Genomic DNA, 13,972 nt, shown 5'->3' on the forward strand with positions numbered 1-13,972 from the left:
GGGCCTTCCATGGAACGTGTGTTCTGGGTTTCGTGTCGCACCCTGGTTTGCGTACACCAAAGGCGATGTGGGGATGCGTCTTGTTGATCGAACCAATGGGCATGCCTCCTAATGAAGTCGCCGCCTAGTATGCGCTGGCCAGACGCTAAGCGCAGCTAACCCCCGGCGGGGAGCAGTCGATGAAGAACATGCAGGGCGGGGAATGTCGACCGCTAGTGCAAAAGCCCCATCGTGACCACGTCAGTTTGCTTGCCATCGACTGCATGAGCTCGCGTACCGATAGCAGTACCCGGGCATACTGCAGGCGTCGTTCACCGCCTATCGGTCCGGTTCGAAATGAGTGGGATGTAGCCGTGGCCTACGGCAACGAGTGGAGCGATGGCAGCGGTCATCGTGTGTGGGGTGGTGCCCTGAGCCTGGTGGCCGCCGCGCCTCATTCGTGCGGATGCCCATCGGCCAACGTGGCGGCCCTGGCAGCACGAGGTAAACGGCTCGGCGCCGTATGGAAGGGCCTCGTTTCGTACGGGGCTCGTCCCGTTGGTTCACGTCATTGTTCGGAGCGGCCGCGGTGCGTCTGGGCAGGCTGCTCGAGCATGCCGTGGAGGTGTGCGGCCGCGAGTTCGATCTCGGTGTACTTGTACTGTCCGGCGCGCGACTCTGCAGACACGACCCCGCATCGATGGATGTCGGTGAAGTCGCCGTAGGGAAACTTGTACCTCGCTTTGGCGGCATCGTTTTGCTCAGTGTCCACGCCCAGATACCACTTCTGGTATTCCGAGAAGCCGTGCCGCTCGATGAATGCGTTCTCATCGGCTGCGGTCGGTCGATGCTCGCTCCAGTGGTCTCTGTCATCGAGCACCGTCCGGCCCTCGGCAATGAGTTCTCTGGCATGTGCGTAGGCTCGTTCATTCAGCTTCAGGTTCATCAGGTCTCCCTACTTCGCCGGTCGGCGGGTGATCGGTCTGTCCGGTGTGCCACGGTGTTGAACGCGTCTCGTTGCGAGACATCGGCGCGGACCCTCGGTAGGGCGTCGGGGTGTTGCTGCTGCAGGAAGAGCAGCAACTTCTCGCGCACGTCGCAGCGTAGGTCCCAGTTGCTGGGGGCGTCCGCGGAGCTCACCAGACCGCGAACGATCATCGTTGACGGAGTGGTGTCGACGACCTGCAGGACCCAGTCCCGGCCGTCCCAGAGCGGAGAGCATTGGACCAGCCGGTGCATCTCGGCGCGGAGGTCCTCTACCGATACCCGGAAGTCGACGTGCAACAAGATGCTGCCCAGCACCCTTGCCTCATCTCGGGTCCAGTTCTGGAACACGTTCGTGGTGAACCACGAGATCGGGAGAATGAGCCTGCGGTTGTCCCAGGTCCGGACGACGACGTACGTCAAGGTGATCTCCTCGATGCGGCCCCACTCGTCGTTGACGACGACGACGTCGTCGATGCGGATCGGATCGGCGACTGCGATTTGGATGCCGGCGAACAGGTTCGTCAGGGTTGTCTGCGCGGCCAGGCCGGCCACTATGCCCAATACACCTGCTGATACCAGGAAGCTCGCGCCGAGAGCACGGGCCCACGGGATGGTCATGGCGCCCGCCGCGATCGCGACGAAGACCAGTACCGCGATCGCCACTCGGCGGAGGACAAGAATCTGAGTGGTGATCCTGCGCGACTGCCGATTGTCGCTCATGGCGAGGTCGAGGCGCGTCGAGGCAACGTCCTCGACCACGCCGGTCAAGTGGATCAGTAACCAGGTGACGGCGGCGATCAGCGCCAGGACGAGCGCGTGGCGGACGATCTGTGTTGGAGTGGCGGGCAGGCCTGCTGCCGGCAGTGCGATCAGGATGGCGGTGATGACCACGACGGCCCGGAACGGGCGCCTGCATCTTCGTTGCAGCGAGGACCACACGGGCGAGGACGAACGAGCCTGCCTGCGGCGTACGACGATTCGAGCGCCGACGGTCACCAACAAGGCAACCGTGATCGGGACGGCCACAGCCAACGCCGACTCGATGTACTCCGGCCCTCGTGCCATGCTCGTCGCCGATCGTCATGTCCGCCGCGGGTGTTCCGACCGCCGTTCGGTCGGCGGCCGGCGGCGAACGTGCGAGGTCAGACCGCCAGTGAGGCCGCTCTCCGCACCGGCGACCACAGCGCGTACCGACAGCGGAGTGGCGACGGCCTCGAGCGAGCGGCGTTCGGCGTCGATCCCCCAGATGAACTCAACCAGACCGCCGATCACCATGAGCAACGCGGCCACGGCGTACCCGGCAAAGACTGCGCCTCGGTCGGTGCCATTCCCGATCAGCGTTGCGAACAGCCAGGGCGCGATCACACCGCCGGCGAGCACCGACAGGGCGAAGAAGAAGGCGATAGCCTGTGCCCGGATCTCGACCGGGAAAATCTCACTCACCGTGAGGTACGCCGACGATGCGGCGGCCGATGCGACGAAGAAGATGACACACCACAACACTGTTTGGGTCGTGGCGGTCAGAGCACCCTCCTTGAACAGCCAGCCGGTGATGAGCAACAGCACCCCGGACAGGCTGTAGGTGCTGCCGACCATGATCCGCCGCCCGAGCGTGTCGAAGTACTGACCGAGCAGTATCGGCCCGAGCAGGTTCCCGAGAGCGAACGGGAAGATGAAGTACGCAACCTTGTTGTCGGCGATGCCATAGAACTCGGCGAGGATCAGGGCATACGTGAAGAAGATCGCGTTGTAGAGGAAGGCCTGCGTCGACATCAGCGTGACCCCGACCAGCGAACGTCGGCGATAGTCTCGCAGGGTCACTCGGGCGAGTTCGCGGTACGACACCAGACCGCGCGGGCTGAGCTCGATGGATTGTTCGTCTCCGACCGGCTGTACGTCGATGCCTTTCGCCGCAAGGTCACGTTCCAACGTGGCGACTATCTGCTCCGCCTGGTCGGCACTTCCGTGGGTCAGCAGCCATCGCGGACTCTCCGGAATGTGCCTCCGCAGCGGCCAGATCAGGACGCCGACGAGCGGCCCGATTAGCAGCGCGAGGCGCCACCCCAGGTCGACGTCGAGGATGTCCGGATCGAGGAACAGGAAGTTCGCGCTCGCCCCGATCATCGCGCCGAGCCAGTACGTCCCGTTGACGGCCAGGTCCGTGCGACCGCGGTAGTTCGCCGGGATGAGCTCGTCGATGGCCGAGTTGATCGCGGCGTACTCACCGCCGATGCCGGCACCGGCGATCACCCGGGTCACCGCGAAGTACGGGAAGTTCATCGAAACCGCAGTGAGCGCGTTGCCGAGCAGGTACAGGCCGAGAGTCAGCAAGAACAGCTTCCGCCGGCCGAGTTTGTCGGTCAGTCGGCCGAAGAGGAGCGCTCCGAGCACCTCTCCGGACAGATAGAGGCTCGCGCCGAGACCTACCTGGGATGACGTCAGCCCCAGCGTGTCCTGGTCTCGCAGCCGCTCTGCGATGGTGCCGGCGATCGTGATCTCCACGCCGTCCAGCACCCAGGTGATGCCCAGCGCGACGACCACGCGCCAATGGAACGGGCTCCACGGCAGGCGGTCGAGCCGCGCCGGGACGGTGGTCCGGATCGGGGCAGGCCCAGGCTCTGGGTTCCGGGCCTGCGTCATAGCGGCGCCTGCGCGTTTTTGTTTGCCGCCGACCTGTGTGCCACGCCGCGCCTCCTACTGAAGACGACATGCTGTTCTGTGACGTGCTTGAACCTCCACGATGACCGCTGCGACGCGGGTGCACGTCCCTCAATCACGTAGTCTCTGGCCGCCGTACGCCGCAACGACGTCGCATCTACAAAGACGCGGGATGCCGCGGCCAGTGGCAGGTCGCCACGATGAGTGAGATACCGGCGCAACTCTGAGGCAGGAGAAGAGCTATGGACCGAAACGCTGTCGGAAAGGAACTCGAACCGCTGCTCATCGAACTGATCGATCTCGCGCTCATCGCGAAGCAGGCTCACTGGAATGTCAGCGGCCTATGGTTCCGGCCATTGCACGTGCAGCTCGACGAGCTTGCAGACGATGTCCGGAATTGGTCTGATGACGTCGCCGAGCGTCTCTCGACCATCGGCCTTGCCGCCGACGGACGTCTGGAGACCCTGGCGAAGATGACGCCGTTCGATGCGTTCCCAGATGGCTTTGTCGACAGTCGGACGGTGGTGGCGCACATAGTTGAGCGCCTGAACCTGGTCGTCGAGAGCAACCGCACGCGGATCGACCGCCTCGGCGCTCTTGACCTCGTCAGCCAGGACCTCGTCATCAGTGTCACCGCGGGCCTCGAGAAGCATCGCTGGATGTTCGCGGCCGAGCAGTCGAGCACGGCCTGACACCGGCGGTCGGTTGCCCGGCCTGCACGTCCGGTCTGGGTGGACGAGCACAGTTGCGGGCCGGGCTACCGACTGTCCTTCCGGAATCTATCGTCTGCCGTGGCGAAGATGTCTCCTTCTCTTCCGGTCTTACTCGCCGACTACTTCACCTCGATCTGGCGGCGTTGACCTGCGGAGCCCTTCGGGACGGTCACGCGCAGGACGCCGTCGTTCAGCGTCGCCTCGACACCGTCCTGCTTGACGTTGTCGGGCAGCACCACCTCGTAGTGGAAGCGCCCCCATGAACGGGTCTGGCGTCGCAACCACCCCTTACGCCCTTCATCTTCGGGGCGCTCGCCGCTGATGACGAGGCGACGGCCGTCGAGTTCGATGGTGATGTTCTTCTTTTTCACGCCAGGCAGCTCGACTTCGAGCACGTAGCCGTCGTCGGTCTCCTCCAGGTCGGCGAGGGGCGTGAAGCCGTCGCGGAGTATGGACGGGACTTCGGCCCACTGGTCCTCGAACAACCTGGACATCTGCTGGCTGAGCCGGTCGAACTCGCTGGCCGGGTCCCAGCGGGTGATGTCGCTCCTGGCACTTCGTACGGGCAGTGCCATCGTTTTGGTCCCTTCGTGTGAGCTGGCCTGGCGGGTTGCCGGGCCTGTTACCGCAAGCATTCGGCGCGAGGCGGTACGACGCATCCCGCGTCCGCGCAGTCTCGACTACAACAACAGGCCGAAGATCCGGAATGCGCGCTCCCAGTGCACCGTCTGGGAGTTCTCCAGCTGCGCCAGTATTGGTTCCAGCTCGACGTCCTCGCCGAGCTTCCGGAAGGCGTAGACGCTCTCTTGCAGACCTTTGGTGATGGGAAGATCGCGCGATTGGAAGATGTCCCGGCGGTCCTCGTTAGCGGTGGCCTGCTCGGCAATGAGGAGGTCGTACAGCTTTCGGATACGAAGTCGCTAGGCGTTTGACATCATCCTTGTCCGCCTTCAGGCTCGCTGCGAGGCGGAAGAATCGCGCGAACCTGGTGACGCCCATCATGGTCATTCGGCGTCCTCCCGATCGGTCAGGTCGCCGATGACGAAGGCCAGTCCGATCCCGAACAACCAGACGTCCTTGGCGATCGACAAGCCTTGTTCGGTCGGATGTAGGCTGCCTTCCTTGTGCATCCCCGGCGTCCGAAGGTAAAGCCCAAGGAGCCCCGCAGAGAAGGCAGTTAGGCCGGTTCCCGCCAGCGCTGCGGGCACCACCGGTGACAGCATCGCCGCGCCGAGCACCAGCTCCCCTGTGGCCAGCGCTCGGACGAACCGGCAGGAGTCGATTGTTTGCAGCATCGGGTAGGCACCGGCAGCGAAACGGTGCAATGTGGGCGGCCGTCAACGGGTCCGCGCTGAGTTTGCGCATGCCGGAGTCGACGATGATGGCGCCCGGCCCGAGTCGCAGTGGAGCCTCCCAGGGCCTGATCCGGGCAATCATGACGCTCTCCTGTCTCCTCCATCGGGCCACGGATCCCGACGGCGACGCCCTGAAGGACTGCTGCTATGGCAGCGGTCGCCACCGCTCAAGTCTCGCCAGGAACACCTGCGAGGCGCATCCCGCGACTGCGTAGAGCGGCAAGCTCTGATACGCGGACCTCCTGGCCAACGCGCACGCCGAACGGTGGCGTCAGCGAGAACTCTCGGCCCTCGACCGGTTCACCGACGACTCATTCACCTCCCGCTGACCTGCTTGTTAACGCGGGCGCTCGGTCAGCTGCGAAGGGAATCTCGCCGATCGGCCGGCGCTCCTACTCGACACATCTGCTGAACTCTCATGGCTGTGAGCCTCGTTTGGGATGACTCGGCGCTGCGTAGCTGATCAGCGTGGTCTTGTGGTTCCCGTGTGCTGCCCCCTGACAGACAGGTCTTGGAGCAACCTGTCCATGGCGTCGCGAGTGCCCGGTAGAACGCGGTCGGTGCGCTGCAGCACTGCGACGAGACTCTCGGCGATCTCATTCAGTTTGGTGTTGTATCGCTGTGAATGCCATCGGAGCAACGCGAAGGCTGCTTGGGGATTGAGGCCGTAGGCCAGCATGAGCGCTCCCTTCGCCTGCTCGATTGCGGAGCGGTGCTCGGTCGCGGCCCGGACAGCGGCAGCGCCGATCTGGAGAGAGTAGCGCTGCTGGCCCGCGGTGAGATCGATGGCGAATCCTTGAATGCTGTCGATCGCGCCTCTTGCGGTTGGCCTGGCGTCGCCGAAGATGACGGTGCTGTGCTCCCTGCCGGCGGCATCGATGATGCGGTGTGGGCAGCAGAATGGCTCGCCTGTTTGAGCGACCTTCGCAAGGAGTTCCGTTGCCGGCGGACCGTCGTCCGGATGCTTGAGGGACATCATGAGATTGGTAGTGATCTCGGTATCGAGAGGCAGACCGCACAGCAGGTACATCGACGGAGAGAACCACCAGGTGTGTTCAGCAACGGCATACATGAATCGGCCGATCGTCTCCGCTCCGGTGATCAGCCCACCCAGTCCAGTAGCCGGTGGCCCCAAGCGGTCAGTCATTCTCGAACCACTCCCCATCATTCACTTCTCCGGGATCGGATTGCGTACGTTCCGATCCTCTTGCCTCGAGCGGATCTCAGGCACCGAAGTTGTCGCCGACGCCGAGCCGTATCCGGTATGGCCAGTCGGGTTGTCGGCCAGGTGAGTGCCAAGCATTTGCGGCTGCGATCCAGTCCGATTCCGGACGGGTCCAGCATGGCTCCGGTTCGGGGCCATCGCCGACCGTCCTGGACGTTCGAGCTTGGAACCCCTGTCATGCACCGTAGTCCCGTCGCGACTCATGGACTCACGTCTGGTCAGGCATCAGGAGCCATCGCGTGCCGACTCGTCCGGATCGGAAATGAGACCTGTGGAGTCGTCAACCGAGTGCACAGCGTGTGCGTGCCACGGGGATGCCCTGATCGGTCGTCAGAGGCTGCCTTCCTGCCGCAGGCCGAGGTACGCAGGGGCCAAACCGAAGCGCGCGCCGGAGAATGTGGCCAGGGCTCCGCGCTGAGCCGCAACGGCACCTCCCAGGCTTCGGTTGCAGACCCGGTTCGCCTTCTGTCTCGGTGTGGCCCAGCTCAGGCGGAGGTGCTGACGGTGGCCTTCTGGTCGGCGCTCTCCTGGGTAGCGCCGTCCTGTGCGGCATCCTCACGGGCGGCGGCACCACTCTCGGTGATCTGGAGCCTGCGCGGCTTCGGCTGCTCGGCGACTGGGACGACGAGCGTCAGCACCCCTTGGTCGTAGGTCGCGGCGATCTGGTCGACGTCGAGGCTGTCGCCGAGGAACAGTTGGCGGGTGAAGACTCCCTGCGGTCGCTCGGCGGCGACCACATCCTGGCCCTCCCCGGGTTTCCACGTGCGCTCCGCGCGCACCGTGAGAACGTTCTTGTCCGCCGTCAGTTCCATGGAATCGCGATCCACGCCGGGCAGATCGAAGCGGATGATGAACCGGTCGCCGTCGCGAAAGGCGTCGATCGGCATCGTTCTTTGTTGAAGCGCTCCACCCTGCTCGCCGAACATCTGTGACATCCGGTCGAGCTCACGGAACGCGAGTTCACGGAAAGGATCGAATCGCATCAGCATGGCTGCCTCCTGTGTGCTCCGGCAGGGGAGGGACGGATCAGATGATCCAGCAAGTGCGACCTGCCGTGGCCGACCGGTTGTCGGGCTCAGCCCGACGGCGGTGGCACGGTTCCGAGTCTCGCCATAGGGCCTGGCGTCGACATCCCGGATTCTCGTAGTCCACCGCCTCGCATCCTCGTGGACTAGGGAATGCCCTCCGGGGGAGATGAGGTAGCCTGTCGATCATGAACTAGGCGTCCATGCCCAGTGATTCGATGCTCCAGACATGGATGCAGCCACGAGGAGCCTGCCCGGCGGCTGTTCGCCGGTAGAACGCGTGTCGTGCCGACGAGGGGTGCGCTTCTTCCATGCCTGATCAGCCCGTCTACAGCATCGGGGCTCTCGTGCGGATGCTCGGTATCCCGGCGGCGACGCTGCGGACGTGGGAGGACCGGTACGGGGTCGTGGTGCCCGAGCGGAGCCCGGGTGGCCACCGTCTGTACTCGCGGTTTCAGGTAGAGCAACTGCGCTTCGTCGGTGACCGATTGTCGGACGGAATGGCAGCTAGCGACGCGTACCGCCTGCTGCAGAGCCGCATGGCCAGCGGCGTACCGCTGGAGGCTGCGAAGATGCCGGGCGGCGACGGCTTGCTGGTCCTGCTGGCCGAGCAGGATCCGTTCGCGGCCGACTTCTCCGACTACTTCCTGCGCACCGAGGGGTACGGCGTTACGCTCGTCTCCGCTGCTGAGCACGCCTTGGCTGAAGCCGTGCGGAATATCCCGGATCTCGTAGTGATCGATCTGCTGATCTCCGGTGCGCAGGGACTGCGGCTCTGTGCCCAGTTGCGACAGCATTTCGATGTTCCGGTGCTGGCGATCTCCACGCTCGACCTGCGGGACAAGGCGTTGGAGGCCGGTGCAGCCGCGTTCCTGCGGAAACCACTCGAACCACTGCGACTGGTGTCTGTCGTCCGGGATCTGCTCGGGCAAAGCGCCTACCTGCGGTCGGGCTCCGCTGCAGAATCCAGCCCATGAACGACCGAATGACCACTGGATCGGATGCGCTCGATGTCGTCCTCGGCGGCGGACTCCCCCGCGACGCGATCGTCCTGGTGATGGGCGCCCCGGGTTCCGGCAAGACGATCTTCGCGCAGCAATGGGTGTTCTCCAATGCCACCCCTGAACGGCCGGCGCTGTACCTCGCCACGGTCTCCGAGCCACTGGAGAAGGTCCTCCGATATGGACAGACTCTGTCGTTCTTCGATCCGACTGCAGTCGGGCGCAGCGTGTGGTACGAGGACCTCGGGGGAACACTCCGCGACCATGGACTGCCGGGAGTTCTCGAGCGCATGCGCGAGCTCATCCGGGTCAGGCAGCCTGCGATGATCGTGATCGACAGCTTCAAGGCGATGCATCCCTACGCCGGCCGGAGCGGCGCCTTTCGCCCGTTCCTCCACGATCTTGCCGGCATGCTGAGCGCCTTCCCGGCGACTTCGCTGTGGGTCGGGGAGTACCAGGAGGACGAGATCCAGCGCTCTCCCGAGTTCGCTGTGGCGGATGCGATCATCGCGCTGAAGAGCGTTCACTCCGCCGAACGCACCTCCCGGGCTCTCCAGGTACACAAGCTCCGGGGCGGCGGCTTCCTGGCCGGGACGCATTCCTACCGCCTGTCGGACGACGGCATCACGGTCTATCCCCGGCTCGCGGATCCCGCGGATGTGAGGGAGTACGAACTCCGCGGTGAGCGTGTGCCGTCCGGCATCCAGGCGCTCGACGGCATGCTCGAGGACGGCTACTGGTCGGGGGCGTCAACCCTCGTGTCGGGCCCCACCGGCGTCGGGAAGACACTGATGGGATTGCAATTCGTCTTCTCTGCCGTCAATCAGGGCGAGCACGCGATCATCGCGACGATGCAGGAGGATCCGTCGCAGTTGGAGCGAACGGCGTCGCAGTTCGGCTGGTCTGTGAAGAGCGACAACCTGACACTCATGTACCGCAGCCCGGTCGACCTCAACGTGGACCAGTGGGTGTACGAGCTTCTCAACATGATCGAGACCACCGGTGCCAGCAGGGTTCTCCTGGACAGCCTGACAGACCTGCAGGCTGCGACCTCTGATGAGATGCGGTTCAGGGAGTATCTCTACTCCCTGCTGCACAGGTCATCGCGTCAAGGCACGAGCCTGATGATGACCTATGAGCTCCCTCAACTGTTCGGGGTGTCGAAGCTCTCGGACGTGGCGGTGTCGCACATGGCCGACAATGTCGTACTGCTGCAATACAGAGATGTCACCCGAGTGATGTCACGTACGCTTACGGTGCTGAAGACACGGGCCACGGGCCACGAGTCGCGGGTGCGGGAGTTCCGGATCACCGCCGACGGGATCATGCTCGTCCCGGGACAGGCCACTGAGTGACTTTGGGGCTGGCCAGCGTACTACGCAGGGGTAGTTGTCTTCGGCACTTCCTCGACAGCTCTGGCGGGCCATCGGCCGCCCGAGAGAGTCTCCAGGTGTACGGCAACTTGGGCGACGACTGAAGGGAAGGGGCTCCCATGCACACCCAACGGACTCCGGATAGTCGGCTTCGCGGTCGATTGGGGGAGCTCAAGTTGGTTGCCGACCTTCTCGAGTCCGTGGCGACCGGGTGTGGTTCGATCCTGCTTGTGGAAGGTGCGCCGGGCATCGGGAAGACCCGCCTTCTCGCTGCGGCCGAGGAGCGGGCAACACACGATGGTTTCAGCCTCGCGAGAGCTCATCCTGGCGAGGCGCCGCGGTCACTGCCGCTGGCGACGTTGTTCTCCGGGCTGGACCTGGCGCGACCTGGCGGTTCGCGGGCCCGCGCAGCGACCACCCGGGGGCATATGTTGGCGCGCCTCGAACAGTTAGCGGTTCACACCGGGAAGCTGGCCTCGCGTGGCCCGGTCCTCATCACGTTGGATGACGTTCAGTGGGCCAACACGATGACCATCGCGGTGTTGCGAGAGTTGCCGGCGTGGTTGGCGGAGTACCCCGTCGCATGGGTGCTGGCGCGTCGGATGGGGACCCGGCAACCCTCGATAGAGTGGTTGTTCGGTGAATTGGAGCACCTGGGAGCGTCTCGGATTGCGCTCGGACCCCTCGCGGACGATGCCGTCGTTGACGTTATCGCTGACGTGCTCAGAGCGCGACCGGACAGCGACCTACTGGCCATGGCTCACGGCGCCTCGGGGAATCCGCGACTTATCAGAGCACTTCTGGACGGACTCCGCGACGAGGGCGGTGTCGCCATCGCCGGCAGCCGGGCACGGCTGCTGTCCGAGCAGCCACCCGGGCAGGTGAGGGAAGTCGTCAACGACTGGGTCATGCGGCTCAGCCCCAGGGCGGGCCATCTCCTCGACGTCGCCGCGTCCCTGGATCCGTTGTTCGGTGTGGACGACCTGGCCGACCTCCTTGGATGGTCGAACGAGCAAGTGCGCTCGCCTCTTCACGAGATCCTCGCGGCCGGGCTGCTCACCAGTGTCGCGAAGGATGTGCTGGCCTTCCGCCACGAGCTGGTCCGGCAGTCGGTGGCTGACGGTGTTCCGGCGGCTGTGCGTCAGGCGCTACGTGAGCAGGTTGGCACAACGCGTCGGATCTGCACAGTCCTGACCGCGGCCCCGACGAGCGACTGGCGCAGCGACAGGGCAGCCGTACGGGACCAGGTGAAAATGTGCCATCCGCTGCGGTGGGCTGATGAATATGCCGGCCGGCGGCAGCGTTCAGCCAAGAGGTGGGACGCTCTGACAGGCACTGAGCGGGCGGTGGCCGACCTAGTGGCTCGAGGGCTGACCAACCGCGAGGTGGCGGCGCGCGTCTTCCTGTCGCCGCACACCGTCTCCTTTCATCTGCGCAAGGTGTACCGCAAGCTTGGTATCCGGAATCGCGTAGAGCTGACGCGCGCGTCCGTCGACCGTGAATCGGATCGGCGCTCTACCGCTGGGGCCGATGTGTCCATGTAGTGAGGTCCGTAGCAGGCGACGTAGGGCATGCCCGCAGATCCTTACAGGGCCGGGAGACCGAGGTTCATCGTTTCAGCGGCGCTGCGAGCGGTTGAAAATGCGATCACCGTCGGGAAGGACGCGACGTGCGAGTCCCGCCGTTGTCAGACTCTGACGCGAGGATGACGCAGCACATCCCGGTTCCGCGCAGCCCTCTGCGGGAAGCGGTGAGCTGCTCACATCTACGCCTTCCTGAGCACGGGGAACTGAAACCACCCGAACCAGTGATGTGTCTTCGGCGCCCCGGCGAAAGTCTGCTGGTGACGACACTGTTGGAGGGACATTCATGACCACGCCCCAGGAGACAACTGCCCTCATCCGCGGCGAGACCGTCGCTTCCTTTGCGAGCTACGCCGAGGCTCAGCGCGCGGTGGACTACCTGTCGGACAACGGCTTCCCGGTCGAGAACATCACCATCGTCGGCTCGGACCTGAAACAGGTCGAGCGGGTTCTCGGGCGACTGACGAAATGGAAGGCAGCATTGGCGGGTGCCGGATCCGGAGCCTGGATCGGCGCGCTGATCGGTCTGTTGCTGTCGTTGTTCGCCGACACGGGCACCGGCGTCGTGCTGATTCTGCTGTGGGGCGTGCTCTATGGGGCGGTCTTCGGGGCGCTGTGGGGTTTCATCGCGCATCTTTTCACCTTCGGTCAGCGCGATTTCTCGACCTTCGGGATCACCGTGGCGACCCGGTACGAGGTGTACTGCGTGCGGGAGCAGGCAGCCCGCGCCGCCCAGATGCTGATCCAGATGCCCAGCCGTGACGCGGGGTGATCGGCTGGAGCGCCTGGCACCCGGAACTGCATGTTCTGGGGACCTACCATGGACCTCTACAAGATCCTTGGGTCTCCAGGGCAGCGAGCCTACGACGCGTCGGAAGGTCGGGCGACCGTGGTCCTGGATGCCGCGGCCAGCAGCCGAGCGATGCTGATTGCCTCCGGCATCCCGCTACCGGCAACTTGACCTGCCAAACTGAACAGCGTCTCGGCGAGCGTCCATCAGCGGGAGAGGTACTTCCGCGACGCGCACGATCATCTGATCCGCACCAGCGGTCTGATCAACACCTATCAGCCCTGCTGACGGCCTCGACGGACGTCTTCTTCTCGGCCGTGTCAAACCGTCAGAACGCTGTGATGAAGCAGCTGACCGTCATCTTGACCGTCTTCTTGCCGCCCAGTGTCCTCAGCGGCGTCTTCGGACAGAACTTCGATTGGATGATCGGCCACCTCGGCGGCTGGCCGGCCTTCGGTGCCCTCGGCATTGGGGTGGGTCTCGTGGATTGAGAGACGCCCCGAAATCCCACGACCGCGTAGCCAAGGGCGGTCGCTCGGTCTCGAAGATGACACGGTCACGTGATGTGTCATCTCCCTCGCACGGCCATGATGAATCGTCAATCCGTTGCACAGGAGTGGGGACATGGCCGATCTTGCTGTCGAGCACGCGGTGGTCTCCGGCACGCTGAGCCCACCAGTTGCCTGTGCCCGCCCTCACGCGCGTCCGGCGCCGCGAGTGCGAACGCCGATGTGCAGATGGGCTGTGGCGGCGGGCAACCTCGCGTTGAGCATGCTGCTCTTGGTTGGCTGCGCTGATATGAACCAAGCGGAAGTCAGCCGGCAACACGACTATGGCGACGTCAGCATCGGCAATCTACAGGTGCGGGCGGTCAGGCTGATCAAGGCTGCCGACGACCGGGCCGTCGCAGTGGTTGCCACCTTCATCAACTATGGGCCGCCTGTCGTGCTGAGCGAGGTGACGGTCGAAGCTGGAAACGCGGACGGTACAACAGGCACAGTTGCGCCCTTGAGGGCTGAGCCCCGGCTCAGCATCGCGACTGACGCCGTCGTACGCGTCGGCGGCCCCGGCTATTCGCGGATCCACCTGCCGGACCCGCAAGTGCACCTTCGGACCGGTCGCCTCGCCACCGTGAAGCTCTCGTTCACGGTGATCGGGGCGGTGGCCGTCGAGGTGATCGTTGAAAAGCCCACCGGGTACCTCGCTCCGTACGCTCCACCCGCGAAATCCGGTTGAGCGCCCTGATCTCGAAAGCGCCATCGGCGTCATCTACCGCCCGCAGA

General features: G+C 64.6%; 15 protein-coding genes. 7 read left to right on the forward strand and 8 right to left on the reverse strand.

Going from position 1 to position 13,972, the window contains the following annotated elements:
* Window positions 1-547: 547 nt before the first annotated feature.
* Genes AB0M51_RS37855 through AB0M51_RS37865 form a run of 3 tightly spaced genes read right to left on the reverse strand, consistent with a single transcriptional unit; the run spans window position 548 to window position 3,606 of the window.
* Window positions 548-925: a hypothetical protein gene (locus AB0M51_RS37855; RefSeq protein ID WP_363753256.1), complete on the reverse strand. Its 378-nt coding sequence runs from the start codon at window positions 923-925 to the stop codon at window positions 548-550.
* Window positions 925-2,031: a mechanosensitive ion channel domain-containing protein gene (locus AB0M51_RS37860; RefSeq protein ID WP_363753259.1), complete on the reverse strand. Its 1,107-nt coding sequence runs from the start codon at window positions 2,029-2,031 to the stop codon at window positions 925-927. Before AB0M51_RS37860 ends, AB0M51_RS37855 begins: the two co-directional genes overlap by 1 nt.
* A 15-nt stretch (window positions 2,032-2,046) precedes the next feature.
* Entirely contained in the window at window positions 2,047-3,606 is a 1,560-nt protein-coding gene (locus AB0M51_RS37865) for an MFS transporter (protein ID WP_363753263.1), read from the reverse strand.
* Between the two features lie 260 nt (window positions 3,607-3,866).
* Here AB0M51_RS37865 and AB0M51_RS37870 point away from each other — a divergent pair, with 260 nt between their 5' ends.
* On the forward strand, window positions 3,867-4,316 hold the full coding sequence (locus tag AB0M51_RS37870) for a DNA starvation/stationary phase protection protein (RefSeq protein ID WP_363753266.1): 450 nt from the start codon (window positions 3,867-3,869) through the stop codon (window positions 4,314-4,316).
* A gap of 140 nt (window positions 4,317-4,456) precedes the next feature.
* Here AB0M51_RS37870 and AB0M51_RS37875 read toward each other — a convergent pair whose 3' ends face one another.
* The 5 genes from AB0M51_RS37875 to AB0M51_RS37895 form a co-directional block, all read right to left on the reverse strand.
* Complete coding sequence (locus AB0M51_RS37875; protein WP_363753269.1) at window positions 4,457-4,912, reverse strand: Hsp20/alpha crystallin family protein; 456 nt, start codon at window positions 4,910-4,912, stop codon at window positions 4,457-4,459.
* A gap of 105 nt (window positions 4,913-5,017) precedes the next feature.
* Window positions 5,018-5,248: a DUF1931 family protein gene (locus tag AB0M51_RS37880; RefSeq protein WP_363753404.1), complete on the reverse strand. Its 231-nt coding sequence runs from the start codon at window positions 5,246-5,248 to the stop codon at window positions 5,018-5,020.
* A 93-nt stretch (window positions 5,249-5,341) separates the two neighbouring features.
* Entirely contained in the window at window positions 5,342-5,632 is a 291-nt protein-coding gene (locus AB0M51_RS37885) for a hypothetical protein (protein WP_363753272.1), read from the reverse strand.
* A 523-nt stretch (window positions 5,633-6,155) separates the two neighbouring features.
* Complete coding sequence (locus tag AB0M51_RS37890) at window positions 6,156-6,839, reverse strand: ANTAR domain-containing protein (RefSeq protein ID WP_363753275.1); 684 nt, start codon at window positions 6,837-6,839, stop codon at window positions 6,156-6,158.
* A gap of 563 nt (window positions 6,840-7,402) precedes the next feature.
* Complete coding sequence (locus AB0M51_RS37895) at window positions 7,403-7,906, reverse strand: Hsp20/alpha crystallin family protein (protein WP_363753278.1); 504 nt, start codon at window positions 7,904-7,906, stop codon at window positions 7,403-7,405.
* A gap of 347 nt (window positions 7,907-8,253) precedes the next feature.
* Here AB0M51_RS37895 and AB0M51_RS37900 point away from each other — a divergent pair, with 347 nt between their 5' ends.
* The 6 genes from AB0M51_RS37900 (at window position 8,254) to AB0M51_RS37925 (ending at window position 13,925) form a co-directional block, all read left to right on the forward strand.
* Window positions 8,254-8,919 (forward strand): response regulator, encoded by a 666-nt coding sequence (locus AB0M51_RS37900; RefSeq protein ID WP_363753281.1) that lies wholly within the window; start codon window positions 8,254-8,256, stop codon window positions 8,917-8,919.
* Window positions 8,916-10,298 carry an ATPase domain-containing protein gene (locus AB0M51_RS37905; RefSeq protein ID WP_363753284.1) on the forward strand — a complete coding sequence of 461 codons (1,383 nt, stop codon included), beginning with the start codon at window positions 8,916-8,918 and terminating at the stop codon, window positions 10,296-10,298. The genes AB0M51_RS37900 and AB0M51_RS37905 overlap by 4 nt, the downstream gene beginning before the upstream one ends.
* Before the next feature lie 137 nt (window positions 10,299-10,435).
* Complete coding sequence (locus tag AB0M51_RS37910) at window positions 10,436-11,860, forward strand: AAA family ATPase (protein ID WP_363753287.1); 1,425 nt, start codon at window positions 10,436-10,438, stop codon at window positions 11,858-11,860.
* 325 nt (window positions 11,861-12,185) lie between these two features.
* Window positions 12,186-12,671: a general stress protein gene (locus tag AB0M51_RS37915; RefSeq protein WP_363753290.1), complete on the forward strand. Its 486-nt coding sequence runs from the start codon at window positions 12,186-12,188 to the stop codon at window positions 12,669-12,671.
* Complete coding sequence (locus AB0M51_RS37920) at window positions 12,668-13,180, forward strand: CorA family divalent cation transporter (protein WP_363753293.1); 513 nt, start codon at window positions 12,668-12,670, stop codon at window positions 13,178-13,180. Before AB0M51_RS37915 ends, AB0M51_RS37920 begins: the two co-directional genes overlap by 4 nt.
* A gap of 133 nt (window positions 13,181-13,313) precedes the next feature.
* On the forward strand, window positions 13,314-13,925 hold the full coding sequence (locus AB0M51_RS37925) for a hypothetical protein (RefSeq protein ID WP_363753296.1): 612 nt from the start codon (window positions 13,314-13,316) through the stop codon (window positions 13,923-13,925).
* Window positions 13,926-13,972: the final 47 nt, after the last annotated feature.

Origin of the sequence: Kribbella sp. NPDC051137 (assembly GCF_040682535.1) — a bacterium.
GTDB classification, from domain to species: Bacteria; Actinomycetota; Actinomycetes; order Propionibacteriales; family Kribbellaceae; genus Kribbella; species Kribbella karoonensis.